Origin of the sequence: Gemmobacter aquaticus (assembly GCF_007859075.1) — a bacterium.
Lineage (GTDB): Bacteria > Pseudomonadota > Alphaproteobacteria > Rhodobacterales > Rhodobacteraceae > Gemmobacter > Gemmobacter aquaticus.
In genome coordinates this window covers 224,773-250,393 of the sequence record NZ_VOAK01000011.1, presented here as the reverse complement: position 1 = coordinate 250,393, position 25,621 = coordinate 224,773, and the positions used below count along the sequence as shown (strand labels likewise).

General features: G+C 64.1%; 24 protein-coding genes and 1 riboswitch. Of the genes, 12 read left to right on the top strand and 12 right to left on the bottom strand.

Annotated elements, in window-relative coordinates; translation table 11 throughout:
* Positions 1–36 precede the first annotated feature (36 nt).
* Positions 37–225, top strand: a riboswitch (cobalamin riboswitch).
* 100 nt (positions 226–325) lie between these two features.
* Positions 326–1,564, top strand: coding sequence for an aromatic ring-hydroxylating oxygenase subunit alpha (locus FQU74_RS03225; RefSeq protein WP_146284992.1), 1,239 nt, complete (start codon positions 326–328; stop codon positions 1,562–1,564).
* Between the two features lie 3 nt (positions 1,565–1,567).
* The gene (locus FQU74_RS03220) at positions 1,568–2,641 is read left to right on the top strand and encodes an FAD-binding oxidoreductase (protein WP_146284991.1); all 1,074 of its coding nucleotides are present in this window, start codon (positions 1,568–1,570) and stop codon (positions 2,639–2,641) included.
* A gap of 19 nt (positions 2,642–2,660) precedes the next feature.
* On the opposite strand, the gene FQU74_RS03215 is transcribed toward FQU74_RS03220, so the two are convergent.
* Positions 2,661–3,428 (bottom strand): LamB/YcsF family protein, encoded by a 768-nt coding sequence (locus FQU74_RS03215; protein WP_146284990.1) that lies wholly within the window; start codon positions 3,426–3,428, stop codon positions 2,661–2,663.
* Positions 3,429–3,500: 72 nt separating this feature from the next.
* Here FQU74_RS03215 and FQU74_RS03210 point away from each other — a divergent pair, with 72 nt between their 5' ends.
* Both FQU74_RS03210 and aspA read left to right on the top strand, forming a co-directional pair.
* Positions 3,501–4,400 carry a LysR substrate-binding domain-containing protein gene (locus tag FQU74_RS03210; protein WP_146284989.1) on the top strand — a complete coding sequence of 300 codons (900 nt, stop codon included), beginning with the start codon at positions 3,501–3,503 and terminating at the stop codon, positions 4,398–4,400.
* Between the two features lie 157 nt (positions 4,401–4,557).
* On the top strand, positions 4,558–5,964 hold the full coding sequence (gene aspA / locus FQU74_RS03205; protein ID WP_146284988.1) for an aspartate ammonia-lyase: 1,407 nt from the start codon (positions 4,558–4,560) through the stop codon (positions 5,962–5,964).
* A gap of 37 nt (positions 5,965–6,001) precedes the next feature.
* Here aspA and FQU74_RS03200 read toward each other — a convergent pair whose 3' ends face one another.
* Positions 6,002–6,598: a 2-hydroxychromene-2-carboxylate isomerase gene (locus FQU74_RS03200; protein ID WP_146284987.1), complete on the bottom strand. Its 597-nt coding sequence runs from the start codon at positions 6,596–6,598 to the stop codon at positions 6,002–6,004.
* A gap of 115 nt (positions 6,599–6,713) precedes the next feature.
* On the opposite strand from FQU74_RS03200, the gene FQU74_RS03195 reads away from it, so the two are divergent.
* Positions 6,714–7,733 carry a ribose-phosphate pyrophosphokinase gene (locus FQU74_RS03195; RefSeq protein ID WP_146284986.1) on the top strand — a complete coding sequence of 340 codons (1,020 nt, stop codon included), beginning with the start codon at positions 6,714–6,716 and terminating at the stop codon, positions 7,731–7,733.
* Between the two features lie 35 nt (positions 7,734–7,768).
* Here FQU74_RS03195 and FQU74_RS03190 read toward each other — a convergent pair whose 3' ends face one another.
* From FQU74_RS03190 to FQU74_RS03165, 6 genes are all read right to left on the bottom strand, one after another.
* Positions 7,769–8,119 (bottom strand): H-type lectin domain-containing protein, encoded by a 351-nt coding sequence (locus FQU74_RS03190; protein WP_146284985.1) that lies wholly within the window; start codon positions 8,117–8,119, stop codon positions 7,769–7,771.
* A gap of 118 nt (positions 8,120–8,237) precedes the next feature.
* Positions 8,238–8,636 carry a F0F1 ATP synthase subunit epsilon gene (locus FQU74_RS03185; protein ID WP_146284984.1) on the bottom strand — a complete coding sequence of 133 codons (399 nt, stop codon included), beginning with the start codon at positions 8,634–8,636 and terminating at the stop codon, positions 8,238–8,240.
* Positions 8,637–8,648: 12 nt separating this feature from the next.
* The gene (atpD, locus tag FQU74_RS03180) at positions 8,649–10,073 is read right to left on the bottom strand and encodes a F0F1 ATP synthase subunit beta (RefSeq protein ID WP_146284983.1); all 1,425 of its coding nucleotides are present in this window, start codon (positions 10,071–10,073) and stop codon (positions 8,649–8,651) included.
* 21 nt (positions 10,074–10,094) lie between these two features.
* On the bottom strand, positions 10,095–10,961 hold the full coding sequence (locus tag FQU74_RS03175; protein WP_146284982.1) for a F0F1 ATP synthase subunit gamma: 867 nt from the start codon (positions 10,959–10,961) through the stop codon (positions 10,095–10,097).
* 21 nt (positions 10,962–10,982) lie between these two features.
* Positions 10,983–12,521: a F0F1 ATP synthase subunit alpha gene (gene atpA / locus FQU74_RS03170; protein WP_146284981.1), complete on the bottom strand. Its 1,539-nt coding sequence runs from the start codon at positions 12,519–12,521 to the stop codon at positions 10,983–10,985.
* Between the two features lies 1 nt (position 12,522).
* A complete protein-coding gene (locus tag FQU74_RS03165) occupies positions 12,523–13,083 on the bottom strand; it encodes a F0F1 ATP synthase subunit delta (protein WP_146284980.1) in 561 nt (186 codons plus the stop codon).
* Positions 13,084–13,537: 454 nt separating this feature from the next.
* On the opposite strand from FQU74_RS03165, the gene FQU74_RS03160 reads away from it, so the two are divergent.
* Positions 13,538–14,101, top strand: coding sequence for a L,D-transpeptidase (locus tag FQU74_RS03160; RefSeq protein WP_146284979.1), 564 nt, complete (start codon positions 13,538–13,540; stop codon positions 14,099–14,101).
* Here FQU74_RS03160 and FQU74_RS03155 read toward each other — a convergent pair.
* Positions 14,094–14,888 carry a class I SAM-dependent methyltransferase gene (locus tag FQU74_RS03155; protein ID WP_146284978.1) on the bottom strand — a complete coding sequence of 265 codons (795 nt, stop codon included), beginning with the start codon at positions 14,886–14,888 and terminating at the stop codon, positions 14,094–14,096. The two genes, FQU74_RS03160 and FQU74_RS03155, sit on opposite strands and share 8 nt — an antisense overlap.
* A gap of 61 nt (positions 14,889–14,949) precedes the next feature.
* Between FQU74_RS03155 and gloB the strand changes: the two genes are divergently transcribed.
* From gloB to FQU74_RS03140, 3 genes are all read left to right on the top strand, one after another.
* Entirely contained in the window at positions 14,950–15,711 is a 762-nt protein-coding gene (gene gloB / locus FQU74_RS03150) for a hydroxyacylglutathione hydrolase (protein ID WP_146284977.1), read from the top strand.
* A 182-nt stretch (positions 15,712–15,893) separates the two neighbouring features.
* A complete protein-coding gene (gene clpA, locus FQU74_RS03145) occupies positions 15,894–18,215 on the top strand; it encodes an ATP-dependent Clp protease ATP-binding subunit ClpA (protein ID WP_146284976.1) in 2,322 nt (773 codons plus the stop codon).
* Positions 18,215–19,165 carry a M23 family metallopeptidase gene (locus FQU74_RS03140; protein WP_146284975.1) on the top strand — a complete coding sequence of 317 codons (951 nt, stop codon included), beginning with the start codon at positions 18,215–18,217 and terminating at the stop codon, positions 19,163–19,165. Before clpA ends, FQU74_RS03140 begins: the two co-directional genes overlap by 1 nt.
* On the opposite strand, the gene FQU74_RS03135 is transcribed toward FQU74_RS03140, so the two are convergent.
* On the bottom strand, positions 19,157–20,176 hold the full coding sequence (locus tag FQU74_RS03135) for a DUF2125 domain-containing protein (protein WP_146284974.1): 1,020 nt from the start codon (positions 20,174–20,176) through the stop codon (positions 19,157–19,159). The genes FQU74_RS03140 and FQU74_RS03135 overlap by 9 nt on opposite strands.
* Positions 20,177–20,192: 16 nt before the next feature.
* Between FQU74_RS03135 and FQU74_RS03130 the strand changes: the two genes are divergently transcribed.
* The 3 genes from FQU74_RS03130 (at position 20,193) to FQU74_RS03120 (ending at position 23,525) form a co-directional block, all read left to right on the top strand.
* Positions 20,193–20,714: a gamma-glutamylcyclotransferase gene (locus FQU74_RS03130; protein WP_146284973.1), complete on the top strand. Its 522-nt coding sequence runs from the start codon at positions 20,193–20,195 to the stop codon at positions 20,712–20,714.
* 65 nt (positions 20,715–20,779) lie between these two features.
* Positions 20,780–21,943: a biopolymer transporter ExbB gene (locus FQU74_RS03125; RefSeq protein ID WP_146284972.1), complete on the top strand. Its 1,164-nt coding sequence runs from the start codon at positions 20,780–20,782 to the stop codon at positions 21,941–21,943.
* A 1-nt stretch (position 21,944) separates the two neighbouring features.
* Entirely contained in the window at positions 21,945–23,525 is a 1,581-nt protein-coding gene (locus FQU74_RS03120; protein ID WP_146284971.1) for a peptidoglycan -binding protein, read from the top strand.
* A gap of 175 nt (positions 23,526–23,700) precedes the next feature.
* Here the strand turns inward: FQU74_RS03120 and FQU74_RS03115 are convergent, their stop codons facing one another.
* Both FQU74_RS03115 and FQU74_RS03110 read right to left on the bottom strand, forming a co-directional pair.
* Positions 23,701–24,651, bottom strand: a complete 951-nt coding sequence (locus FQU74_RS03115) for an extensin-like domain-containing protein (protein ID WP_229704328.1) — start codon at positions 24,649–24,651, stop codon at positions 23,701–23,703.
* A gap of 36 nt (positions 24,652–24,687) precedes the next feature.
* Positions 24,688–25,617 (bottom strand): prephenate/arogenate dehydrogenase family protein, encoded by a 930-nt coding sequence (locus tag FQU74_RS03110; protein WP_146284970.1) that lies wholly within the window; start codon positions 25,615–25,617, stop codon positions 24,688–24,690.
* Between the last annotated feature and the right edge of the window lie 4 nt (positions 25,618–25,621).

Here is a 25,621-nt window from a genome sequence, read left to right as displayed (position 1 = left end):
ATGTCGCAAAACGCACATCACGCATGTCGCTTTCGTCTTACGGTCAGGGCGTCAGGTGCCGCCCATCAGGCGGAGAATTGGGAAGCCGGTGCAAGACCGGCGCTGCCCCCGCAACGGTGACGGAAGACTGCGGCAAAAGCCACTGGGGCAACCCGGGAAGGTGCCTCAGGTGGCCTGCCAGGCCGCTTCCCCAGCCCGGAAACCAGCCCGACATCAACCACGGCAGGGCCCGTGGCCGGACCCGCGTGGAGGCGGTCCCCCGGTCGCTGCCTGCCGACCAACAGGAACGCCCGGCGCGGGGAGGCGCAGGGTCAGCGAGGATCAGATGCTCAGCCAGCCCGACATGCTGGCGCGCCTTGGCGCGCGCCGTCAGAATTATTCGCTCGACCGCGACCTTTATTGCGATGACGGTGTGTTCCAGATGGATCTGGAGCATGTGTTCTACCGCGAATGGCTGTTTGCCATTCCGTCCTGCGAAATCCCGAAAACCGGGAACTTTGCCACGCTGCAGGTGGGCGCCTATCCGGTGGTCATTACCCGCGCTGCCGATGGCATGATCCGCGCTTTCCACAACGTCTGCCGTCACCGCGGCCAGCGCCTGTGCGCCAAGGAAACAGGCAGTACGCCCAAGCTCGTGTGCCCCTATCACCAGTGGACCTACGATCTGGATGGCAAGCTCGTCTATGCCCGCGACATGCAGGACAGCTTCGATCTGGCCGCGCATGGGCTGAAAAAGGTGCACTGCGTCGATCTGGGCGGCATGGTCTTCATCTGCCTTGCAGAAGTGCCGCCGCCGATCAGCGAACTTGCGCCCAAGCTGATGACCTATCTCGCGCCCTCGGGCCTCAAGGATGCCAAGGTCGCCCATTCCTCGACCATCATCGAGAAGGGCAACTGGAAGCTGGTGATCGAGAACAACCGCGAATGCTATCACTGCGGTGGCTCGCACCCCTCGCTGTGCCGGACCTATTCCGACAACCCGCGCATGACTGCGATGGAAGGCCCCGACGCCGCCAGCCCTGACATTCTGGCGCATTGGCAGCGCTGCGAGGCCGCAGGTCTGCCGTCACGCTTTACCAATCATCCCCGCATGCAATGGCGGCTGGCGCGCATCCCGCTGCTGAACAACGCCGAAAGCTATACGATGTCCACAAAGGCAGCCGTGGCGCGCCGCATGGGACAGATGCCCTTCAGCGATGCGGGAAGCCTGCTGTTCTTCCATTACCCGAACACCTGGAACCACTTCCTCGCCGATCACGCGATCGTCTTCCGCATCCTGCCGATCAGCCCGACCGAAACCGAGGTGACCACGAAATGGCTGGTGCACAAGGATGCGGTCGAGGGCGTTGACTATGACATCCCGAACCTGACCGAGGTCTGGATGAACACCAATGACGAGGATCGTCAGGTCGTTGAAGAGAACCAGAAGGGCATCCTCTCGCCCGCCTATGAGCCCGGCCCCTATTCGACCATTCAGGAAGAGGGCGTGATCCAGTTCGTCGACTGGTATTGCGGAACGATGACAGACCGGCTGGCACCCCAGCCCGCCGTCGCTGCGGAGTAAGCCATGGGACAGACACGCGCCAACTGGTCGGCTGAGCCATGGAACGACAGCGAGTTGCTGGAATGTGCCATGATCGTGCCGGAAACCACCGACACCGCCACCTTCACCTTCCGCGCGCCTTCGGGCGCGTGGTTCGACTATCAGCCTGGCCAGTTCTTGACGCTGGATCTTCCGGTTCCGGGCGGCAACGTGCAGCGCACCTACACCATCTCGTCCAGCCCCTCGCGCCCGCTGTCGATCTCGATCACGGCCAAGGCGCAGACGGGATCGATCGGCACGCGCTGGATGTTGGATCACCTGAAGCCGGGAATGAAGATCAAGGCTTACGGCCCCAATGGCATCTTCACGTCGCACAAGCACAAGGCCAGGAAATACCTCTTCATCTCGGCCGGAACGGGCATCACGCCCATGATGTCGATGACGACCTGGGCCTGGGATTCGGGCGAAATGCCGGACATCGTCTTTGTCCATTCCGCCAAGAGGCCGTCCGAGATCCTGTTCCGCGAACGGTTGGAGCAGTTCGCCAACCGGGTGCCGGGATTGCAGTTGCGCTTCACGGTGGGCCAGCCTGACCCCTTCCGCACCTGGCCCGGCTATCGCGGGCGGCTCAATCAGATCATGCTGGGTCTGATGGCACCCGATTATCTGGACCGAGAGGTCTTTTGCTGCGGGCCCGAGCCCTTCATGCAGGCCGTGCGCGACATGCTGAACGCCCTCGGCTATGACATGAGCCGCTATCATCAGGAAAGCTTCGGTCTGGCCGTGGCCAATGAATCCGAGGCTCCGGTGCTGGCCGATGTCATCCCCAGCGATGCGGGCGCGGCGATCACCTTCGCAGCCTCGGGCGTGACAACCACCTGCGCCGAGACCGACACTGTTCTTGCCGTCGCCAAGCGGTCGGGGCTGAACATCCCGTCGGGCTGCACCTTCGGCCTTTGCGGGACCTGCAAGGTCAAAAAGACCTCGGGCGAGGTGCATATGGTGCACAACGGTGGCATCAGCGAGGACGATATCGCGGCGGGCTACATTCTTGCCTGCTGTTCGCATCCCATGGGCGCAGTCAGCGTCGAGGTCTGATCACCGGCGCGGGGCCGCATCAGGCCCCGCCCGTGAAGGGCGCTATGGTGACGCCCGCCTGAACCAGCGTCTCGCGGATCTGGCGCGCCATGGCGACGGCGCCGGGGCTGTCGCCATGCACGCAGATGCTGCCGGCCTCCAGCCGCAGGAAAGAGCCATCGACAGCTTCGATCACGCCTTCGGTCGCCAGCCGCAGCATGCGCGCCGCAACCATATCTGGATCGTGCAAAACCGCGCCCGCCTCGCGCCGGGAAACGAGCTGGCCGTCGGGCTGGTAGGCCCGGTCGGCAAAGGCCTCGGCCATGACGGCAAGACCCGCCGCCTGCGCCTGCGCCAGCACCGGCGCCCCGGCCAGCCCCATCAGCACAAGCGAGGGATCGACAGCGCGCACCCCGGCGATCACCGCCGCCGCCTGCCGTGCATCATGGGCGATGGTGTTGTAGAGCGCGCCATGCGGTTTCACATAGCTGACCCGCGTGCCAGCCGCCCGCGCCAACCCCTGCAGCGCACCGATCTGATAGATCACATCCGCCTCAAGATCGGCTGGCGCCACATCCATAGGGCGCCGGCCAAATCCAACGCGGTCCGGGTAACCCACATGGGCACCGACCGCGACCCCGCGCGCCGCCGCCTCGCGCAAGGTAGAAAGGATCCCGGCAGGATCGCCCGCATGAAAGCCACAGGCCACATTGGCGGAACTCACCACCGCTAGCATCGCCGCATCGTCGCCCATCGTCCAGGCGCCATACCCTTCGCCCAGATCACTGTTCAGATCGATCCGTGCCATGCTGCCCCCTTCCCTTCAGCGGTGCTTTCCCCCGCTTGCGCCCAGCGATAGCATGAACCGCAGGAGGCCTGCATGGATTTCAAATGGCTTGAGGATTTTCTGTCGCTTTGCGAGACGCACAGCTTTTCGCGCTCGGCCGAGCAGCGGGGCGTGACGCAAAGCGCCTTCTCTCGCCGGATCCGCGCGCTGGAGGACTGGCTGGGGGCCGAGCTTCTGAACCGCGACAGCTTTCCCGTGACGCTGACGCCCGAAGGCAAGCTCTTCCGCGAAACCGCCGAAGAGGCGGTGCGGATGATCCAGGCGCGCAGGGCCGAGTTCCGCCACCAGAAGGACAGCGGCCCCGTCATCGCCCTTGTCGCGCTGCACAGCCTGACTGTGACCTTCCTGCCCACCTGGCTCACGCAGTTGCGCGACGCGCTTGGACCCATCGCCAGCCGCGTGAAGCCCGAGAACTATGACCGCTGTATCGAGGCACTGACGGAAGGTGGCTACGACTTCTTCCTGACCTTCCACCATGATGCCGTGCCCACGCCACTGGACCCGCGGCTCTATCCGCATCTGGCGGTGGGTCAGGACACGCTGGTTGCCGTGGCGAAACCCAACCGCCCGGCCCTATGGGCGACCGAGGGCGAGGCGATGCCGCTATTGCAATATTCGCGGGGATCGTTCCTTGGAACCCTTGCCGCCATCGCGCAGGCCCAGCCCGGCGCGCCGCGTGTCTATGTTGCGCATACCAACGAGGCCAGCATGGCCGAAGCCATGAAAAGCATGGCGGTCGAGGGGCACGGCATCGTCTGGCTGCCCCGGCGGATGGTGGCCCCCGAACTGGCGGACGGGCGGCTTGCCGTTGTCGGACCCGAGTTACCCATGGAGATCCGGCTCTATCGCAACGCCGCACGTGGGCGCGGTTTGACGAACCGGGTCTGGCAGGCCGCCGAGGCTGTCGTACAAAGTTATTCCAAAACGGAATAACCATAGCAATATCGGCATTGGATATGCGGAATAATCACGCGTATCTCATGCCTCAGGCGCCGGGGAGGGTGCCTGACGATCATAACTCAGTCCAAGCCTGCATGACCGCCAGGGCATCCCCCTTGAGCGGCCCAGGCCCCTGCATGTGAAAGAGACCATGAAAAGAACCCGCAGCGAACACGACCTTCTTGGCGACCGCGACGTGCCGATGACGGCTTATTGGGGCGTGCATACCCTGCGGGCGGTGGAAAACTTTGCGATCTCGGGCCAGACCATCGGGCAGGCCCCTGACCTGATCGAGGCGCTGGCCGCGATCAAGCAGGCCGCGGCGCTGGCCAATGCCGATCTGGGCCTGCTTTCTGCCGATCGCCGCGACGCCATTGTCGCCGCCTGCGAGGAAATCCGCGCGGGCAAGCTGCACGATCAGTTCATCGTGGACCAGATCCAGGGCGGGGCCGGCACCTCGACCAACATGAACGCCAACGAGGTGATCGCCAACCGCGCGCTGGAAATCCTTGGCCACCGCAAGGGCGAGTACCGCTTCCTGCACCCCAACGAGCATGTGAATCTCAGCCAGTCGACCAACGACGTCTACCCGACCGCGCTGCGCCTTGCAGCCTGGGCCGGAATGCACCGCCTGATTGCGGCGATGGCATCGCTGCGCGGCGCCTTTGCCGAGAAGGCGGCCGAATTCTCGGACGTGCTGAAGATGGGCCGCACCCAATTGCAGGAAGCCGTCCCGATGACCCTGGGGCAAGAGTTCAACACCTATGCCATCATGCTGGGTGAGGATGAGGCCCGCCTTGCCGAAGCCGCCCAACTGATCCGCGAGATCAACCTGGGCGCCACCGCGATCGGCACCGGCATCACCGCCCATCCCGACTATGCCGAACGCGTCCGGGCGCGGCTGGCCGAGGTGACGGGCATTCCGGTCGTGACGGCCGCCGACCTTGTGGAAGCCACGCAGGACTGCGGCGCCTTCGTGCAGGTGTCGGGTGTGCTCAAACGGGTTGCGGTGAAGCTGTCCAAGACCTGCAACGACCTGCGGCTTCTGTCGTCTGGCCCGCGCGCCGGTTTTAACGAGATCAACCTGCCCGCCAAACAGGCCGGATCGTCGATCATGCCGGGCAAGGTGAACCCTGTCATCCCCGAGGTGGTCAACCAGGTCGCCTTCGAGGTGATCGGCAATGATATGACCATCACCATGGCAGCAGAGGGCGGCCAGTTGCAGCTCAATGCCTTTGAGCCCGTGATCGCCTACAGCCTTTTCCGCTCGGTCGGCCATCTGACTGCGGCCTGCAAGACGCTGGAAGAAAACTGCGTGCGCGGCATCACCGCAAACCGCGAGCGCCTGCGCGAAAGCGTGGAGCAGTCGATCGGCCTTGTTACCGCCCTAAACCCCTATATTGGCTATGCGGCGGCAACCGATGTCGCGATGGAGGCACACCGTACAGGTCGCGGCGTCTATGAGCTGGTTCTGGAAAAAGGTTTGATGAGCCAGGCCCGGCTGGACCGCGTCCTGCGGCCCGAGGAACTGACACGCCCGCAGAAGATCGTGGCGTAAGGCGAGCGGGGCGGGGTATTTTCCGCCCCATTTTCGCTTAAAGCGTGCCGGACAGATGCAGGTCCAGATCCTCGATATGGTCCTGCCCCCAGAACCGTTCGTCGCCCGTGATATAGAAGGGCACGCCGAAGGCGCCTTGCGCCACCGCGTCCTCAAGGTTGTCGGCATAGGTTTCAGCCGCGGTCAGGATGCCACGGTCGGCAACCTTGGGATCGAAGCCGGCCTTCGCCAGAAGCTCATGAATCACTGCGTCGTCGGCAATATTGCGATCCTCGGCCCAGCAGGCGCGTGCAAGCGATTGCGCCAGTGCCCCGGTATCGCCGCCCCCTGCCCGGTCGGCCGCAATGATCGCATAGGCCGCAGGCGCAGGGTTGACCGGCCAGAAAACGGGCTGCACGTTGATGGGCACCCCCAGTTTCTTCGCCTGCCGGCGCAGCTCTTGCAGGCGATAGGCCTTGCGGCTTTCATGCCTTTCGGCAAGCGGCACTCCACCCGTGCGGGCGAAAAGCGCAGTTGGATCAACCGGGCGATAGTCGATCTGCGCACCGTGGCGGGCGGCGACCTCTTCCAGCCGGTTGCCCGCCAGATAGACAAAGGGCGAAACGGGTGAAAAATAATAGGTAATCCGGCGCATTGATGGCGTCCTTTCCTGTCTCGCGATTTGCGCCGAGCCTAGCCCGGTGATAAGCGGTGTCAACCGCGCGCCACCGCGCGAATCCCAAGGCCCACGGATTACAGGACCCAGAAACATGGCTGCCATGACCGAACCGAAGCTCATCTCGGGCAACGCGAACCGAAGCCTTGCCAATTCGATCGCGCGTCGCATGTCGATGCATCGGGGCATGCAGGTGGGACTGGTGGATGCCCGCGTAGAGCGGTTCAACGATCAGGAAATCTTCGTTGAAGTGTTCGAGAATGTGCGTGGCGAGGATATGTACATCATCCAGTCGACCTCGCGCCCGGCGAACGACAACCTGATGGAACTTCTGATCATCACCGATGCCTTGCGCCGTTCATCGGCCGACCGCATCACTGCTGTGATCCCCTATTTCGGTTACGCCCGTCAGGATCGCCGCGCCAAGGCGCGCACGCCCATTTCGGCCAAGCTGGTGGCAAACCTGCTGACCGAGGCCGGCATCGACCGCGTCCTGACGCTGGATCTGCACGCCGCCCAGATCCAGGGCTTCTTCGACATCCCCGTCGACAACCTCTACGCAAGCCCGGTCTTCAGCCTCGATATCGAACACAATTTCAAGGGCCAGATGGATGATCTGATGGTCGTCTCGCCCGATGTGGGTGGTGTGGCCCGCGCGCGTGACATCGCCAAGCGCATCAACGCCCCCCTCGCCATCGTCGACAAGCGCCGCGAAAAGGCCGGCGAGGTTGCAGGCATGACAGTGATCGGCGACGTTCGTGGGCGCAAGTGCATCATCGTCGATGACATCTGTGACACGGCAGGCACGCTCTGCAAGGCGGCCGAGACGCTGATCGAAGCTGGCGCAACCGAGGTTCACAGCTATATCACCCATGGCGTGCTGTCGGGCCCCGCTGTTGAGCGCGTTCAGAACTCGGTCATGAAGTCGCTGGTGATCACCGACTCCATCGAGCCGACCGAGGCCGTGAAGAACTGCCCCAATATCCGTATCGTGCCGACCGCGCCGATGTTTGCACAGGCGATCCTGAACACATGGCACGGCACTTCGGTGTCGTCGCTGTTTGAAACCGATACGCTGGTGCCGATCTATGAGGGCATCTATCAGCGCAGCTGAACCCCGCTTACGGTGGGCAGCGGATCCGCTGCCCCCTAATGCACGTCCCATTGATCGTCGTCGCGCAAGGGCCCGATCGCAGTCCAGTCGGCGCGGATACGGGCGACGCGCGTATCCTCCCATGTGCGGAAGACGATCTCGAACCCCTCGGTGGTGATGCTTTCGGCGCTGATATCGGCGCGTGAGTTCTGTCGGTGGTCGATATCCCACATCGAGATGCCGACCATCACGGCGGGTGGGGCGATGAACGGCTCATCGAAGGTCACCGAGACCCGACTTTCGCGCGGCCCCTTCCCCGTCCACATGACGCCACCATTCGCAAAATCGGCAAACAGCACGCGGCTTCCCTGCAAGATGCCAAAGGCAGTCGTATTGAAACGCTTCATCAATCGCCCGGTTGGTGCGGCCTGAAATGGCCCTGAACAGTTCGTTTTTACAAAGCCTACAAAATGATCAAGGCCCCGGCAATGCGGGGCCTTTCTCTTAGATCAACGGTGCTTGCCGTCAGTGATGTCCGGTGCCGCGCAGGGCCAGCAGGTCATTGACCAGCTTTTCCGCCGCATCTTTCTGGTCGGCAGGCGCCTTCGCCACCAGCGAACGCGCTTCGGCAACCAGATCGTCGACCACCGCTCCGGTCAATTCCTCGGTCGGGATCGCACGCTCGGCCAGAACAGTCACAGCAGAGGCGCCAATCTCGGCAAAGCCGCCAGTCACGGCGAAAGCCTGCGTCCCTTGCGGGCCGATCACCTTCAGGATGCCGGGGCGCAGGGTGGTGATGGTGGCCGCGTGGCCCTCCATCGCCGTCATGTCGCCGTCGGTCCCCGGGATCTGCACCTCGGTGGCCTGAACGGAAGCAAGCTTCCGTTCGGGCGACACCAGGTCGAATTGCAGGGTGTTGGCCATTCTCAAGCCCCCTTACGCCGCAGCCGCAGCGAGTTTCTGGGCCTTGGCTTTCACTTCCTCGATGTCGCCAACCATATAGAAGGCGGCTTCCGGCAGGTGGTCATATTCGCCGTTCACCACTGCCTTGAACGAGGCGATGGTTTTTTCCAGCGGAACCTGAACGCCGTCCGAACCGGTGAAGACCTTCGCCACGTCGAAGGGCTGCGACAGGAAACGCTGGATCTTCCGGGCGCGGGCCACGGTCAGCTTGTCCTCTTCGCTCAGTTCGTCCATGCCGAGGATGGCGATGATGTCCTGCAGCGACTTGTAGCGCTGAAGGATGCCCTGAACCTGACGGGCCACGTCATAGTGCTCTTGCCCGATGACGGCGGGGTCCAGCAGACGCGAAGTCGAGTCGAGCGGGTCCACGGCCGGGTAGATCCCGAGTTCCGAGATCGCACGCGACAGAACGGTCGTAGCGTCGAGGTGGGCGAACGAGGTGGCGGGCGCCGGGTCGGTCAGGTCGTCGGCCGGAACGTAGATCGCCTGCACCGAGGTGATCGAGCCGTTCTTGGTCGAGGTGATGCGCTCTTGCAGCGCGCCCATGTCGGTCGCCAGCGTCGGCTGGTAGCCCACGGCCGAAGGAATACGGCCCAGCAGAGCGGACACTTCCGAACCGGCCTGGGTAAAGCGGAAGATGTTGTCCACGAAGAACAGCACGTCCGTACCCGACTGGTCGCGGAACTGCTCGGCCAGCGTCAGGCCGGTCAGCGCCACGCGGGCACGCGCGCCCGGCGGTTCGTTCATCTGACCGTACACCAGCGCCACTTTCGATTCCGCCAGATTGTCGGTCTTGATAACGCCCGATTCGATCATCTCGTGATACAGGTCGTTGCCTTCACGGGTCCGTTCACCCACGCCGGCGAACACCGAGAAGCCCGAGTGCACCTTGGCGATGTTGTTGATCAGTTCCATGATCAGAACCGTCTTGCCCACACCGGCGCCGCCGAAGAGGCCGATCTTGCCGCCTTTGGCGTAGGGGGCCAGCAGATCGATGACCTTGATGCCGGTCACGAGGACCTGGCTCTCGGTTGCCTGCGAGGCGAAGTCCGGGGCGGGCTGGTGGATGGCGCGGGTTTCCTTCGCCACGACCGGACCCTTTTCGTCCACCGGCTCGCCGATGACGTTCAGGATGCGGCCCAGCGTCGCGTCGCCCACCGGCACCGAGATCGGCGCGCCGGTGTCAGACACCGGAGCCCCACGGACCAGACCTTCGGTCGCGTCCATGGCGATGGTGCGGACGGTGTTCTCACCCAGATGCTGGGCGACTTCCAGAACCAGTTTCTTGCCGTTGTTGTCGGTGATCAGTGCATTCAGAATCGCCGGCAGCGCGCCATCGAACTGAACGTCCACGACGGCGCCGATGACCTGGGTCACTTTGCCTTGTGCTTGTGCCATTTCGTTTCTCCGTTCGGGTCGTCAGAGCGCCTCGGCGCCCGAGATGATTTCGATAAGCTCTTTGGTGATCGCGGCCTGACGGCTCCGGTTGTACTGGATCGTCAGCTTGTTGATCATGTCGCCCGCGTTGCGGGTCGCGTTGTCCATCGCGCTCATCCGGGCACCCTGTTCGGACGCCCCGTTCTCAAGCAGTGCGGTGAAGATCTGCGTGGCCACACCGCGCGGCAGCAGGTCTGCAAGGATCGCCTCTTCGCCCGGCTCATAGTCATAGAGCGCGGTCGTGGTCGCCTCGCCCGGCTGGGCCGGGATGATCTGCTGTGCCGTCGGGATCTGGCTGATCACCGACTGGAAGCGGTTGAAGAAGATCGTCGCCACGTCAAACTCGCCGCCTTCAAAGCGGGAGAGGATGTCGCGCGCGATGTCTTGCGCGTTGGCATAGCCCACGCGCTTGACCTCGGCCAGATCGACATGGCCGACGAACTTGTCGCCCAGATCGCGGCGCAGCTGCTCGCGGCCTTTCTTGCCTACGGTCAGGATCTTGACCACCTTGCCATGCGCCAGAAGCTGGTTGGCATGGGCACGGGCCAGACGCACGATCGTCGAGTTGAAGCCGCCGCAGAGGCCGCGTTCCGCTGTCATCACCACCAGCAGATGCACACGGTCGTCGCCGGTGCCCGCAAGCAGGCGCGGCGCCCCGTCCGAACCGCCGACCGACGAGGCCAGCCCCGCGATCACGGAGTTCATCCGTTCCGCATAGGGGCGGGCCGCTTCGGCAGCATCCTGGGCGCGGCGAAGTTTCGCCGCCGCCACCATCTGCATGGCCTTCGTGATCTTCCGCGTGTTCTTGACGCTTCCGATCCGGTTTTTCAGGTCCTTAAGGCTGGGCATGTCCCTGTCCCCTCAGACCGATCAAGCGAAGGTCTTGGCGAAATCAGCGATCGCAGCCTTCAGTTTCTCTTCATCAGCGCCCTTGATCTTCGGGTCGCTGTTGGTCAGCCACTCGAGGATGTCCTTGCGCTGGTTGCGCAGATAGGCAAGCAGACCCGCTTCAAAGCGGCCCACGTCCTTGACAGCAACGCGGTCGAGGAAGCCCGCGGTGCCTGCGTAGATCACGCAGACGATTTCCGCGTTGGTCAGCGGCGAGTATTGCGGCTGCTTCATGAGCTCGGTCAGGCGCGCGCCACGGTTCAGCAGGGCCTGGGTCGAGGCGTCGAGGTCCGAACCGAACTGGGCAAAGGCCGCCATCTCGCGGTACTGGGCGAGCGACAGTTTCACCGGGCCGGCCACGGTCTTCATCGAGTTGGTCTGGGCCGACGAACCCACGCGGCTCACGGACAGACCGGTGTTCACTGCCGGACGGATGCCCTGGTAGAACAGTTCGGTTTCTAGGAAGATCTGGCCGTCGGTGATCGAGATCACGTTCGTCGGAATAAAGGCCGACACGTCGCCGCCCTGGGTTTCGATGATCGGCAGCGCGGTCAGCGAGCCGGCGCCGAAATCCTCGTTCAGCTTGGCCGAACGCTCCAGCAGACGCGAGTGGAGGTAGAACACGTCGCCCGGATAGGCTTCACGCCCCGGCGGACGGCGCAGCAAGAGCGACATCTGGCGGTAGGCGACGGCCTGTTTCGACAGGTCATCATAGATGATCAGGGCGTGACGGCCGTTGTCGCGGAAGAACTCCGCCATCGCGGTCGCCGAATAGGGCGCGAGGAACTGCATCGGCGCGGGGTCCGAGGCGGTGGCGGCAACGACAATCGTGTAGTCGATGGCGCCGGTCTCTTCCAGCTTCTTCACCAGCTGCGCCACGGTCGAGCGCTTTTGCCCGATGGCGACATAGATGCAGTAGAGCTTCTTCGATTCATCCGAGCCAGCGGCGTCGTTATAGGCCTTCTGGTTCAGGATGGTGTCGAGCGCCACGGCGGTCTTGCCGGTCTGACGGTCGCCGATGATCAGTTCGCGCTGGCCGCGGCCAACGGGGATCATGGCGTCGATGGCCTTGAGGCCGGTCGCCATCGGCTCGTGCACCGATTTGCGCGGGATGATGCCGGGGGCCTTCACGTCGGCCACGCGACGCTCGGTGGCCGCGATCGGGCCTTTGCCGTCGATCGGGTTGCCCAGACCGTCCACAACACGGCCCAGAAGCGCGTTACCGGCCGGCACGTCCACGATGGACTTGGTGCGCTTGACGGTGTCGCCTTCCTTGATGTCCTGGTCCGAACCGAAGATAACGATACCGACGTTGTCAACTTCGAGGTTCAGCGCCATCCCACGGATACCGCCGGGGAATTCCACCATCTCGCCGGCCTGGACGTTGTCCAGCCCGTGAACGCGCGCAATACCGTCACCGACCGACAGCACGCGGCCGACTTCGGCAACAGCGGCGTCCTTGCCGAAGTTCTTGATCTGCTCCTTGAGGATCGCAGAGATCTCAGCAGCCTGGATTCCCATCTCACCCAACCTCTTTCATTGCATTCTGGAGAGCCGCGAGCTTGGACTTGATCGACGTGTCGATCATGGTCGAGCCCAGCTTGACGACAAGACCACCGATGAGGCTTTCATCGACGGCCAGCTTCACTTTGACATCCTTGCCGACGCGCGCCTTCAGCGTCGCAGCCAGCTTTTCGGTCTGTTCCGTGCTCAGCGCGGCGGCGGCGGTCACCTCGGCGGTCACCTCGCCCTTCTCGGCCGCGATGCGGGCACGCAGGTCGGCTACCAGTTGCGGCAGCACGAACAGGCGGCGCTTGGAGGCCATAAGGGCCAGTGTGTTCGAGGTCAGGGCCGAGAGGCCCGCCTTGGCGGCGATGGCCGCGATGGCATTGGACTGATCTTCCCGGGAATAGATCGGCGAGGAGATCAGATCGCGCAGGTCGGCCGAGGCACTCAGGGCAGCGTCGATCGCATCGACATCCCCTTCCAGTGCCTTCAGGCCCTTGTCGTCCTTAGCAAGGTCGAACAGGGCAGTTGCGTAGCGCGCGGCAATGCCGGAGGAGATCGAAGCTGTTTCGGACACGACAACCCTTCCGCTGCTTGCCCCTGACCCGCGCGAGCCGGCGACAGGCGCCGCTCAGGCCAGAGGCTATTGTTGGCGCATGATGATCATGCGTCTCAAATTCGAGGCGTCTCTAGCAGACGCATACCAATGCCGCAACCGTGAACAGGTGCTGAATCGGGCTTGTTTGACGCAAACATCGCGCGCCTGCCCGCCACGGGTCTTATCAAGATGCACGCCCTGCATCAGCGAGGGGCGCGATGCCGCAGAATCGACCGGATTTCTGACAACGCCCGGCGCGCCCGACCTTCGGGAAGACCGGGCGTCCGGCTGCCACGGAATGCCGCCGACCGTGCTTCAACTTCCCGTCAGATGCCGCCACCCCCGGTTGCGCACCGCGTCGTGGCCTATACGATGCTGCCCGCGAACAGACTGTCGGCGCCCACCTCTGCGCCGCACCTACCGGAGATACCGCATGCTTTCCAAGTTCTCGCGCCGCGCCGTACTTTCACAGGGGCTGGCAGCCACGCTTGCGACCAGCGTCGCCGGACGCGCACTGGCCTCGTCGGACGAGAATGTGCGTAACAACCTGTCGAGTTTTGTGATGCAGAACTGGCGCGACCACTTCGACAGCCTCGGCAAAGGCGCGATCGTGGCCGATACCGTGTCGCGTGCCCTGCATTTCTGGAGCGCGGATGGCGCCGACTACCGGATCTATCCCACCTCTGTTCCGCTGACGGATGAGCTGACAAAGCGCGGCTACACCACCATCGTGCGCAAGAAAGTCGGCCCCTCGTGGACGCCGACCCCGTCGCAGATGCAGCGCTACCCTGACTGGAAGCCGATCGGCCCCGGCCCGCAGAACCCGCTGGGCACCCATGCGATGTATCTGGGATGGCCCGCCTATATCATCCACGGGACCCATGACACCCGCAAGATCGGGCGCAAATCCTCGGACGGCTGCATTGGCCTTTACAACGAGATGATCGCCGAACTTTTCGATCTCTGCCCGATCGGGACGCAGGTGCGCGTCATCTGATACCTTGGGGCGAGGGCACCCTTGGGGCGGGACTGCGGCCCATGACGGGTTCTGGCGCGGGCTGCCCCACGCCCTCCCACACCTTCAGCGGTTTTCGCACGACGGCACCAAGGCCGCCGCGCGTCGGGGCATAGACCTGCTTTGACGCCTCGACCATCAGGACGCCGCCTGCCATCCATGGCGCAAAGCGGCGCCCTGCCCCCTCCCAGAACGCGGCGGTACGCAGCCAGAAGCGCCGCGCCGAGGGCGGGGCATACAGCGCCGCGACATGACGCTCGGGGGTGAAGCCGTGGCGCTTCAACTGCGCCTCAAGCTGGCGCAACGAATAGGGGCGGCCAAAGCCGAAGGGCGTGCCGTCGCCCCGCGCCCAAAGCCCGGACCGGTTCGGCACGATGAACAGCGCCTTGCCACCCGGACCGAGGACACGCTGGCATTCCTCCAGCACCGCCGAAGGCTGCTCCGAGGTTTCCAGCCCGTGCATCAGCACCAGCCGGTCCACAAATCCGGTCGAGAGGGGCCAGGCGGTCTCCTCGCACAGGACGCTGACATTCTCCATGCCCGCAGGCCAAGGCATCACACCTTGCGGGCCCGGCATCAGTCCGATCACACGACGCGCCTCAGGCAGGTAGGGGCGCAGCAGCGGCACGGCAAAGCCGAATCCAGCCACCGTCATGCCCGGCGCGGGCGGCCACATGGACACGACCTGATCCCTGATCGCCCGCTGCGCCACGCGGCCAAGCTGCGTGCGATAGTAGAAGTTTCGCAGGTCAAGGACGTCGAGATGCATTGCAGACGGGCCCGGATGCCACCAAATTCAGGGCAACTTAGCCGAACTGACGGGAAACTCCATGCTGGAACTGGTCACGATCCCCTGCCTTAAGGACAATTACGCCTTCCTGATCCATGACGCGTCCAGCGGGGCTACGGCGGTCGTCGATGTGCCAGAGGCCGGGCCGATCCTCGATGCGCTGGACGCGCGGGGCTGGACGCTGACCCATGTGCTGCTGACCCACCACCATTGGGACCATATCGACGGCCTCTCCGGCCTGAGGATCGGCCCCGAGGTGGCGGTGATCGGTGCGGCGGCCGATGCCCATCGCCTGCCGCCCCTCACGCAGGCCGTGGCCGAGGGAGACACGATTCACGTCGGCGATGCCCAAGCGCAGATCTTTGACGTGTCGGGACACACGGTCGGCCATATCGCCTTCTGGTTTCCGGAGTCGGCGCTGCTTTTCACCGGTGACAGCCTGATGGCCATGGGATGCGGGCGTCTCTTTGAAGGAACCCCTGCCCAGATGTGGCAGAGCCTGTCGAAGCTGGCTGCCTTGCCCGGAACGACGCTGGTCTGCTCGGGGCATGAATACACCGAAGGCAACGCCCGCTTTGCCCGCACGCTGGATGAGCCGCCCGCGCTGATCGAGCGGATGGACCGTATCGCCCGCGCACGCGCCTCGGGCCTTCCGACGGTTCCATCAACCCTGGCCGAGGAGCGCGCGACCAACCCGTTCCTGCGCGCCTCGGACCCGGCGATGAAGAAAACCCTCGACCTGAGCGATGCGTCAGATGCCGAAGTTTTCGCCACGATCCGCGCACGCAAGGACAATTTCTGAGGTTTTGCTGAATCCGAAGGATCACATTTTGTGACCATCGCCTGAGAAATGGGCAAATCTGCGAATTGGGGCTTGAAGCCGGGCGCAGAAAACCGAACTTTAAACTTATGAGGCCAGGCTGAAGGCGGGGCTTTCGCCGTCAGCGTCTGGCCCTCGAGACCCGAAGGAAGGAGCGCCCGATCGTGCCATCGTTTTCGACCACACTCGAACAGGCCATCCACGCGGCACTGGCATTTGCCAACGCGCGGCGGCATGAACTGGCGACGCTGGAACACCTGTTGCTGGCGCTGATTGATGAACCCGATGCCGCGCGGGTGATGCGGGCGTGCTCGGTTGACCTTGACGAGTTGCGCAAGACCCTGACCGAGTTCATCGACGATGATCTCTCCACCCTCGTCACCGAGGTCGAAGGGTCAGAGGCTGTGCCGACCGCCGCCTTCCAGCGCGTGATCCAACGCGCCGCGATCCATGTCCAGTCGTCGGGCCGCACCGAGGTGACGGGCGCGAATGTGCTGGTCGCGATCTTTGCCGAACGAGAATCGAACGCGGCCTATTTCCTTCAAGAGCAGGATATGACGCGTTATGACGCGGTGAACTTCATCGCCCACGGTGTTGCCAAGGACCCGTCCTTTGGTGAAACCCGCCCCATCACCGGCGCCGAAGAGCATCAGCACGAAACCCCCAAGGGTGAGGCGGGCGAGGCCAAGGAATCGGCACTTTCCAAATACTGCGTCGATCTGAACGTGAAGGCCCGCAAGGGTGAGGTCGATCCGCTGATCGGCCGCGAGTCAGAGGTTGAGCGCTGCATTCAGGTTCTCTGCCGCCGCCGCAAGAACAACCCGCTTCTGGTGGGTGATCCCGGCGTGGGCAAGACCGCCATCGCCGAAGGCCTGGCCAAGAAGATCGTCGATGGCGAAACGCCCGAGATTCTGGCAGGCGCCACGATCTACAGTCTCGACATGGGCGCGCTTCTGGCTGGAACCCGCTATCGCGGCGATTTCGAGGAACGCCTGAAAGCCGTGGTAAAAGAGATGGAGGATCACCCCGATGCGATCCTCTTCATCGACGAGATCCACACCGTGATCGGCGCGGGCGCCACCTCGGGCGGGGCGATGGATGCCTCGAATCTGCTGAAGCCTGCGCTGCAGGGCGGCAAGCTGCGCTGCATGGGCTCGACCACTTACAAGGAGTTCCGCCAGCACTTTGAAAAGGATCGTGCGCTGTCACGCCGGTTCCAGAAGATCGATGTGAACGAACCCTCGGTCCCCGACACGATCAAGATTCTGGCCGGGCTGAAGCCGAATTTCGAAGAGCATCACGATCTGCGCTATACGGCCGAGGCGATCAAGGCTGCGGTTGAACTGGCCGCGCGCTACATCCATGACCGCAAGCTGCCCGACAGCGCGATCGACGTGATCGACGAGGCCGGCGCCGCGCAGCACCTGCTGCCCGCTGCCAAGCGCCGCAAGATGATCGGTATCCGTGAGATCGAGGCGGTGGTGGCCAAGATTGCGCGCATCCCCCCCAAGACCGTCTCGAAGGACGACGCCGAGATTCTGCGCGATCTGGAAAAGTCGCTCAAACGTGTGGTCTTTGGTCAGGACAAGGCGATCGAGGCCCTGTCGGCTTCGATCAAGCTGGCCCGTGCCGGCCTGCGCGAGCCCGAAAAGCCCATCGGCAACTACCTGTTTGCCGGCCCCACCGGCGTCGGCAAGACCGAGGTGGCCAAGCAGCTTGCCAGCACGCTTGGGGTGGAACTCCTGCGCTTCGACATGTCGGAATATATGGAGAAACACGCCGTCTCGCGCCTGATCGGCGCCCCTCCCGGCTATGTGGGTTTCGATCAGGGCGGCATGCTGACCGATGGCGTCGATCAGCACCCGCATTGCGTGCTGCTGCTCGATGAGATCGAGAAGGCGCACCCGGATGTCTACAACATCCTGCTGCAGGTGATGGACCACGGCAAGCTGACCGACCATAACGGCCGGCAGGTGGATTTCCGCAACGTGATCCTGATCATGACCACCAACGCGGGCGCGTCGGACATGCAAAAGGCTGCAATCGGTTTCGGCCGCGACAAGCGCGAGGGCGAAGATACGGCGGCAATCGAGCGGACCTTTACGCCCGAGTTCCGCAACCGTCTGGATGCGGTCGTTTCCTTCGCGGCGCTGACCAAGGACACGATCATGCAGGTGGTCGAGAAGTTCGTCCTGCAGCTTGAGGCGCAACTGATGGACCGCAACGTGCACATCGAACTCAGCCCCGAAGCCGCGCATTGGCTGGGCGATAAGGGCTATGACGACAAGATGGGCGCCCGTCCCTTGGGCCGCGTCATTCAGGAGCATCTGAAAAAGCCGCTGGCCGAAGAGTTGCTGTTCGGCAAGCTGCAAAAGGGTGGCGTCGTGCGCGTCGGCGTGAAGGACGACAAGATCGATCTGGTCATTGAAGAGCCGGGCAAGCCGCGCCTGACGGGGCAAAAGCCGCCGCTCTTGACCGCCGAGTGATGCGCCCGGCGCTGCTGGCGCTTGGACTTCTGGCCCCCGCTTCGGCGGGGGCCTTTGAATTGCAGTTTCCCGTGGCCTGCGTGCCGGGCCAGAATTGCCACATCCAGCATTTGCCTGACCGCGATCCGGGGCCGGAACGCCGCGACTTTGCCTGCGGCACGCTGACCTATGACGGACATGACGGCACCGACATCGCCTTGTCCTCGCTTTCGGCGATGGAGGCCGGTGTCGATGTGCTGGCAGCGGCGGATGGCGTGGTGCGCGGCGCGCGCGACGGTATGCCCGATATCATCGTGTCGGACCCCGCCGCCCCACCGCTTGACGGGCGCGACTGCGGCAATGGCATCGCAATCACCCATGATGGCGGGTGGGAAACACAGTATTGCCATCTGAAGCTGGGGTCGATTGCGGTGAAGACGGGGGACCGGGTTCGGGCCGGTGACCGGCTTGGCCAGATCGGTCTCTCGGGGAATACCGAATTTCCGCATCTGCATCTGACCTTGCGGCAGGATGGTCAGTGGGTCGATCCATGGTCCCCTGAACCGGATGCCGCTTGCGGGCCTGCCGAAAGTGATCTCTGGGCGGGTGATGTGAAGGCCGATCCGGGCGGGATCATCACGGCAGGCTTTGCCGACCGCGTTCCAGAATACGCGGCGGTAAAAGCGGGCGACGTCCCCTCACCCGATAAGACCGCCCCCGGCCTAGTGTTCTGGGTCTATCTGTTTGGCACGCGAGCGGACGACGTGCTGCACCTTGACCTGACCGGACCAGAGGGCACCGTCGTGCAGGACAGTGTCACGCTGGAGCGCACGCAGGCGCAAAGCTTCCGCGCCATCGGCCGCAAGTTGCGCGGCGACCGCTGGCCTTCAGGCTCATACGTTGGCACGGCGGACCTGCGCCGTGATGGCACCCTGATCGACCGGTTTGAGGCAAGGTTTTCGCTACCTTAGGCGCGGCGCCGGACCGAGCGGCATGGGCCCAAGCATCATCCGCCCCTGCTGCATGACCAGCGGAAGATCAATCGAGTCCGGCTCGCCCGAGCGGCTGGCCAGATGTTCCAGAACCGATCCCACGGCAATCGCCATACGCTCGGGCAGAAGCCCGGCCGCACGCGCGGCGTCATAAGCCGTGCGCCAGCCCGCGATGCGCAGTTCGATTGTCCCTTCGGCAAACCCGAGCGCATCTGCATGAACCTCGCCCTTGCCGGTCACCTTCACCGGGCCCCAGTCAAGATGCGCCTCGCGCACAGCGATTGCCTGCACGGCGGGCGGCGTCTCGCGCAGCGTGACAGGCCGATCCAGCGTCAGATCGGCCAGCGCATCAATCCGACCGATAGCGGCGGGCAGGCCAGCTGACGAGAGCTGCGCCGAGATCTGCTGATCCGGCACCAGATCCAGCACGCGGAACGCAACCTCGGCCCCCGGTTCGGTCCCGACCAGCGAGAGGTTGGCCGACGCAAAGCCCATCGACCAGCCGGCATCCGACCGCAGGCTCGCGCCCTCGGCCACCCATTTCACGTCGCGCACCGGCAGGCTGGGTCGCGGGCGCAGGAACAGCGAGGCCTGCATCCGTGTCGAATTGACCGTGACGCTCTGGCCTTGCAGGGACAGCACTTGTTCGTTCGGAAGGGCCGCGATCAGGTTCCAGGGCGCATAGCTCAGCGCAAAGACCTGCAGGAACGGCGCGCGCCAGCCTGTGCCACTTTGCATGTGATAGACGTCAGGTTCGGTCAGCGTCAGGTCAAACCTGTTGGGGAAACCGGCGATCGACAGCCCCTGATGGCGAACCTCAAGCCCGCGCGCCTCGGCCTCGGCCAGCGCCTGCAGGGTGGCGGTTTCGGCCTGCCGGGCCGCGACGAACCAGTAGCCGCAATAGAGCACCCCGACGATCAGCACGATCCAGGTCAAAGCCCGCATCATCCACCCCTTCACCTTGTCCGCCGTGCAGTTTACAGCGGTCATGAAAGGAGAACCAGAGATGTGGGTCTTCGGATATGGATCGTTGATCTGGAACCCCGGTTTTCCGGTCGCCCGTCAATGCGTTGCACGCCTTGACGGCTGGCATCGCAGCTTTTGCATGCGGTCCATCCATTATCGCGGCACGGTCGAGGATCCGGGCCTGGTTCTGGCACTTGACGCGCAGCCCGGCGCCAGCTGCCTCGGCCTTGCGTTCGAGGTGGCCGCAGGCGCCGAAGATCGCACCTTGGCCGAGCTGCGCGAACGCGAGCTGATCTCATCGGCCTATCTGGAACATACCGTGCAGGTGGACTGCGCCTTCGGACCGCTGGATTGCCTGACCTATGTGATCGACCCAGGCCATGCGCAGTACTGCGGCGGTCTGGATCTGGAAACCCAAGCAGGGATCATCGCGCGCGCCTGTGGCGAGCGTGGGCCGAACCGCGATTACCTGTGGAATACCGCCGCGCATCTGGCCGATCTCGGGATTGCCGATCCTGATCTGGAATGGCTTGCCGCCCGCGTGCGTACCCTATCCACCTGAGCGCTTGGCAGAGCGCGGGCAGAAGCCTATCCTGCCGCCAAAACACCGAGCAGACTGGACGTTGCATGACCCGACTGGCCCAAGGCGCCCGACCCGTTTTCAGCCAGCCCATCCGGCAGATCCTCTTGATGCTGATCTCGATCGGCCTTGTAGGGGCCACCGCATGGTTAATGTATCCGGCGCTGGTCCATATCTTTGCGGCGAACGAGGGACTCGCCTTCTTCATCCTTGGCGTCTTTGGCCTTGGGGTGCTGACCTGTTTCTGGCAGGTCTGGCAGCTTGTGCAGGCCGTCAGCTGGATTGACGCCTTCGTGCAGGACCGGCCCGGAACCGAGACGACGCGCGCGCCCCTGATCCTCGCCCCCCTCGCCGCCCTGCTGGGCGCCCGCACGGCGCGGATGCAGATCTCGTCCTCGTCCTCGCGCACGATTCTCGATTCTGTCGCCACCCGGATCGACGAACAGCGCGACATCACGCGCTATCTTGCCAACCTGCTCATCTTTCTGGGGCTTCTGGGCACCTTCTACGGCCTTGCCACCACGGTCCCTGCCATCGTCGAGACAATCCGCTCGCTGGCCCCCAGCAACGGTGAGAGCGGGCTTGATATCTTCACCCGCCTGATGGGCGGGCTTGAGGCGCAGTTGGGCGGGATGGGCACGGCCTTTTCTTCCTCGCTTCTGGGCCTTGCCGGGTCGCTGGTCATAGGTCTGCTGGAACTTTTCGCCGGCCATGGCCAGAACCGCTTCTTCCGCGAGTTGGAGGAATGGCTGTCGTCTATCACCCGCATCGGCCTCGACAGCACCGAGGGCGACGGGGGAGGCATGGCGCAACTGGCGCAGGTGCTCGACAATCTGGGCACGCAGATCGACAACCTGCAGGTCATGTACACCCAGTCCGACGTCGGCATGACCATGGTTGATGAGCGGCTGGCCGATCTGTCCACCTCTCTGGCTAAGCTCGCCGCGCGGCTGGATAGCGAAGCAGGCCAGACCGCCGTTCTGACCCGCATCGCCGAAGGGCAAGAACGACTGATCGAGGCACTGACGGGCGAGGCTGGCGGGCCGCATATCGATGCGGAAAGCAGGATGCGTCTGCGTTCAATCGACGTTCAGCTGCTGCGCATCCTCGAAGAGATCTCCGCCGGGCGGCAAGAAACCATGGCCGACCTGCGCGGCGATCTGTCGGCGCTGACGCAGGCGGTGCGCCAACTGCTGCGGGCGAGGACGTAAGATGGGCCTGTCACGGCGCGGCTCCTCCCGATCGAATGACATGGCCTGGCCGGGCTTTGTCGACGCGGTCACCACGCTGCTGATGGTGCTGATGTTCGTACTGACCATCTTTACCGTCATGCAGTCAGTCCTGCGCGACACCATCACCACACAGGGAAACGAGCTTGACGCGCTGACCGCACAGGTCGCGGGCCTCGCTGATGCGCTCGGGCTGGAACGCCAGCGCGTTGAGGGGCTGCAATCCGAGATTGGCACCCTGCGGTCAAGCCTTGGCGCCGCGCAAGCGCGGGGCGAGGCGCAGGCCGCAGAGATCGCGGCCCTGAGCGCGACGCTGTCCACGCGTGAGGACGAGCTTGCCACCGCGCAAGGGCGCATCGCCTCATTCGAGGCGCAGGTGGCAAGCCTGATCGCCGAACGCGACAGCGCAAGGGGCGAGGCAACCCGGCTTACTGCCTCCGTCGATGAGCTGACGGCCGCGCAGACACGGCTGATGACCGAGCAAGAGGCGCTGAACCTTGCCCTCGCCAAGGCGCGGCAAGAGATTGACGCCCAGACCGAGGCCGCCCGTCTTGCGGCCGCGCGAGCCGATGCAGTGCAGGCGCTGGCCGACAAGCTGCGCGCCGACAATGCCGCGCAGGGGGTAAAGCTCTCGGACGCCGAGGCCGCGCGTCTTGTCGATCAGGCCGCGCTGGAAGAGCTGCGGAACAAGCTGAAATCGTCCGATACCGAGCTTGCCGCCCTGACGCTTTCACTGGAAGAACAGCGCAAGCGCGCGGAAGAGACGTTGACCCTGCTTGCCGCAGCCCAGGGTGTCGAGGCACCCGAGACCGATCTGGTAGAAACGGCGCGCGCCCTGCTGGAGAAGCAGAAGGGCCAGTCGGCCGAAGCCGAACGGCGCGTCGCGCTGCTCAATCAGCAGATCGCCGCCCTGCGCGGGCAGTTGGGAAGCCTGCAGGCGCTGCTTGATGCCGCACAAGGCCGCGATGCCGAGGCGCAGGTGCAGATCGAGAATCTCGGGGGGCAGTTGAACTCGGCCCTTGCCCAAGTGGCGTCCGAACAGAAACGCCGCGCCGAACTTGAAGAGACCGAGCGCAAACGCCTTGAGGCCGAGAAGGAGAACCTCGAGAAATACCGCTCTGAGTTCTTTGGCCAGTTGCGTCAGTTGCTTGCCGGGCGCGAGGGCGTGCGCATCGTGGGCGACCGCTTCGTATTTTCTTCCGAGGTGCTGTTCACACCGGGCTCGGCCGACCTCGCCCCCGAAGGTCGCGCGCAGCTTGCCGGCGTTGTCAGTATTCTTGACGAGATCATCGATGACATCCCCGCGAATATTGATTGGGTGCTGCGCGTCGACGGCCATACAGACAACGTGCCCCTGCTGGGTACCGGGATCTTCCGCGACAACTGGGAGCTTTCTCAGGCCCGCGCGCTTTCGGTGGTGCGTTACATGCAGGACGAACTGGGCTTCCCACCGCAACGCCTTGCCGCAACGGGTTTTGGTGAATGGCAGCCCGTCGCGAGCGGCGACAGTGTCGAGGCCCGCGCCCAGAACCGCCGGATCGAGTTGAAACTGACAGACCGCTGACGGGGGGGGCAAGAAGGGGGGCTGTCTGCCCCCCAAGCGCGCAAGCGCGCTCCCCCCGAGGATATTTGTGAAAAGAAGAGATCAGCCAGACGATCAGCCTGCGCTTTACTTTTCCAAGTATCCTCGGGGGGAATTAGCCGCAGGCAAGAGGGGGCAGACAGCCCCCTTTCCCGTCTTAGCGGCAGTAGGTGCCGTTGCGGTAGCTGACGATATCGACGTGCAGGTGATCTTCGTGATGTCCGTCCGAACCCGGCCCAAGCGTCGTGCCGAATGGCCCGCAGGCGGCTTTGTGCGCGGCCTTCAGCGCTTTGGACTTGCGGTAATCGCCCGCAACCGAGACAGCATCACCGCTTTTCAGCACGATGGCCGAGATATCCAGCGCCCGGCCCCGGCCATGCTCGCTGACCTTGTTGCCACGGATCCCGTTGCGCGGACGGCAGACATAGCTGCCAGCGATTTGCAGCTTGGCCACCTGATTGTCGAAGGCCGGCTGCACGCCGCGTTCGATCCAGCGTTTCGCGGCAACTGCCGTTTCGCATGTGATGGTCGCGGCGGGCGACAGCGCGACCCCGGCGATTTCGGTCACTTCGACGGGATCTTCGACACCGCACCCCTTCACGCGGCTGGTGATCGGCGCAAGCGCCTTGCCCCGGATCGAGGCATCTCCGCAGACCGAGCCCTTCTTGGGCAGGACGGCCGCCTTGCCCGGAACCGTGCGGACGGCTGCGGCCTTGAACACGCTCCAGTCCTTCTTCTGGCCGGGTGCTGCGGTATCCAGATCATCAGGCCGCGGCAACGGGCGCTTCATGGTCGCGCGCGGGGTCACCAGCGCCACTTGCTGCACGCTGGCCGGATCGATCTTCGTCATGTCAGGGGTTGCATTGGCAACCAGACCGGCAGGGCGCGGCAGCGGCCGCTTGGACGTCGGCAGGGCGTTTGAAGATGAGACGGTGATCTCTGCCGCCACCGGCGCATCGGCAACCGTCGCGGCAACCTGCGCCGGGCGCGGCTTCGGCAAGAGCGACTTGCCCTGCCCTTCGGCCCAGGCGGATGTCGTTGTCACTGTCACAAGTCCTGCCACCGCGCAAAGCGTCATCAGTCGTGCAAGTCTTGTTGCAGTCTTCATTGCATCATCCCCTGGCATGGCAGTGCCGGTTATCGTTCAGCCTTTGGCGGCAGGGGGCTGGCCTCGGCCAAAGTCAGGGGCCGCGGTATCCTGTCCCGCCTCGATGATCCCCCGCCGTATGGCGCGCGTCCGGGTGAAATAGGCGTGCAGATGGTCGCCATCCCCCAGACGGATCGCCCTTTGAAGCGCAAAAAGCTCCTCGGTGAACCGGCCCAATATTTCCAACGTCGCATCCTTGTTCGTCAAGAACACATCGCGCCACATGGTGGGGTCACTGGCGGCAATCCGCGTAAAGTCGCGGAAACCCGCCGCTGAATACTGGATAACCTCGCTATCCGTGACCCGCGCGAGGTCATCGGCCACCCCAACCATGGTGTAGGCGATCAGATGCGGTGTGTGACTGACCACGGCCAGAACGACATCATGGTGCGGCGCATCCATCGAATCGACCTTGGCACCGAATCCCTCGACGAGGCTGCGAAACCGCGCAAGCGCCGCGGGATCGTGCCCGGCAAGCGGGGTCAGAAGCCACCAGCGGTTCTGAAAGAGCGTGGCAAAGCCCGACCGGGGCCCCGAATATTCCGTGCCCGCCATCGGGTGGCCGGGGATGAAATGCACACCCTTTGGAATATGGGGCGCCACCGCATCAATGACCGCCTGCTTGACCGAACCCACATCGGTCACCGTCGCGCCGGGCTTCAGATGCGGGCCGATCTCGGCGGCAATATCGCCCATCGCGCCCACCGGTACGGCCAGCACAACCAGATCGGCATCGCGCACCGCCTCGGCCGCGGTGTCGGCGGCATGATCGATAAAGCCGATCTCACGCGCGACTTGCCGGGTTTCGGCAGACTTGGCAAAGCCCACGATTTCACCGGCGAGCCCCTCGGCCTTCATGGCATGGGCCATGGACGAGGCGATCAGCCCCAGCCCGATCAGGGCGACGCGGTTGTAGATCACCGTCATGGCG

Excerpts from the sequence above, each read along its gene's own strand:
- FQU74_RS03225 (WP_146284992.1), top strand. The coding sequence starts at position 326 with ATGCTCAGCCAGCCCGACATGCTGGCGCGCCTTGGCGCGCGCCGTCAG.
- FQU74_RS03220 (WP_146284991.1), top strand. The coding sequence starts at position 1,568 with ATGGGACAGACACGCGCCAACTGGTCGGCTGAGCCATGGAACGACAGC.
- FQU74_RS03215 (WP_146284990.1), bottom strand. The coding sequence starts at position 3,428 with ATGGCACGGATCGATCTGAACAGTGATCTGGGCGAAGGGTATGGCGCC.
- FQU74_RS03210 (WP_146284989.1), top strand. The coding sequence starts at position 3,501 with ATGGATTTCAAATGGCTTGAGGATTTTCTGTCGCTTTGCGAGACGCAC.
- aspA (WP_146284988.1), top strand. The coding sequence starts at position 4,558 with ATGAAAAGAACCCGCAGCGAACACGACCTTCTTGGCGACCGCGACGTG.
- FQU74_RS03200 (WP_146284987.1), bottom strand. The coding sequence starts at position 6,598 with ATGCGCCGGATTACCTATTATTTTTCACCCGTTTCGCCCTTTGTCTAT.
- FQU74_RS03195 (WP_146284986.1), top strand. The coding sequence starts at position 6,714 with ATGGCTGCCATGACCGAACCGAAGCTCATCTCGGGCAACGCGAACCGA.
- FQU74_RS03190 (WP_146284985.1), bottom strand. The coding sequence starts at position 8,119 with ATGAAGCGTTTCAATACGACTGCCTTTGGCATCTTGCAGGGAAGCCGC.
- FQU74_RS03185 (WP_146284984.1), bottom strand. The coding sequence starts at position 8,636 with ATGGCCAACACCCTGCAATTCGACCTGGTGTCGCCCGAACGGAAGCTT.
- atpD (WP_146284983.1), bottom strand. The coding sequence starts at position 10,073 with ATGGCACAAGCACAAGGCAAAGTGACCCAGGTCATCGGCGCCGTCGTG.
- FQU74_RS03175 (WP_146284982.1), bottom strand. The coding sequence starts at position 10,961 with ATGCCCAGCCTTAAGGACCTGAAAAACCGGATCGGAAGCGTCAAGAAC.
- atpA (WP_146284981.1), bottom strand. The coding sequence starts at position 12,521 with ATGGGAATCCAGGCTGCTGAGATCTCTGCGATCCTCAAGGAGCAGATC.
- FQU74_RS03160 (WP_146284979.1), top strand. The coding sequence starts at position 13,538 with ATGCTTTCCAAGTTCTCGCGCCGCGCCGTACTTTCACAGGGGCTGGCA.
- FQU74_RS03155 (WP_146284978.1), bottom strand. The coding sequence starts at position 14,888 with ATGCATCTCGACGTCCTTGACCTGCGAAACTTCTACTATCGCACGCAG.
- gloB (WP_146284977.1), top strand. The coding sequence starts at position 14,950 with ATGCTGGAACTGGTCACGATCCCCTGCCTTAAGGACAATTACGCCTTC.
- FQU74_RS03140 (WP_146284975.1), top strand. The coding sequence starts at position 18,215 with ATGCGCCCGGCGCTGCTGGCGCTTGGACTTCTGGCCCCCGCTTCGGCG.
- FQU74_RS03135 (WP_146284974.1), bottom strand. The coding sequence starts at position 20,176 with ATGACCGCTGTAAACTGCACGGCGGACAAGGTGAAGGGGTGGATGATG.
- FQU74_RS03130 (WP_146284973.1), top strand. The coding sequence starts at position 20,193 with ATGTGGGTCTTCGGATATGGATCGTTGATCTGGAACCCCGGTTTTCCG.
- FQU74_RS03125 (WP_146284972.1), top strand. The coding sequence starts at position 20,780 with ATGACCCGACTGGCCCAAGGCGCCCGACCCGTTTTCAGCCAGCCCATC.
- FQU74_RS03120 (WP_146284971.1), top strand. The coding sequence starts at position 21,945 with ATGGGCCTGTCACGGCGCGGCTCCTCCCGATCGAATGACATGGCCTGG.
- FQU74_RS03115 (WP_229704328.1), bottom strand. The coding sequence starts at position 24,651 with ATGAAGACTGCAACAAGACTTGCACGACTGATGACGCTTTGCGCGGTG.
- FQU74_RS03110 (WP_146284970.1), bottom strand. The coding sequence starts at position 25,617 with ATGACGGTGATCTACAACCGCGTCGCCCTGATCGGGCTGGGGCTGATC.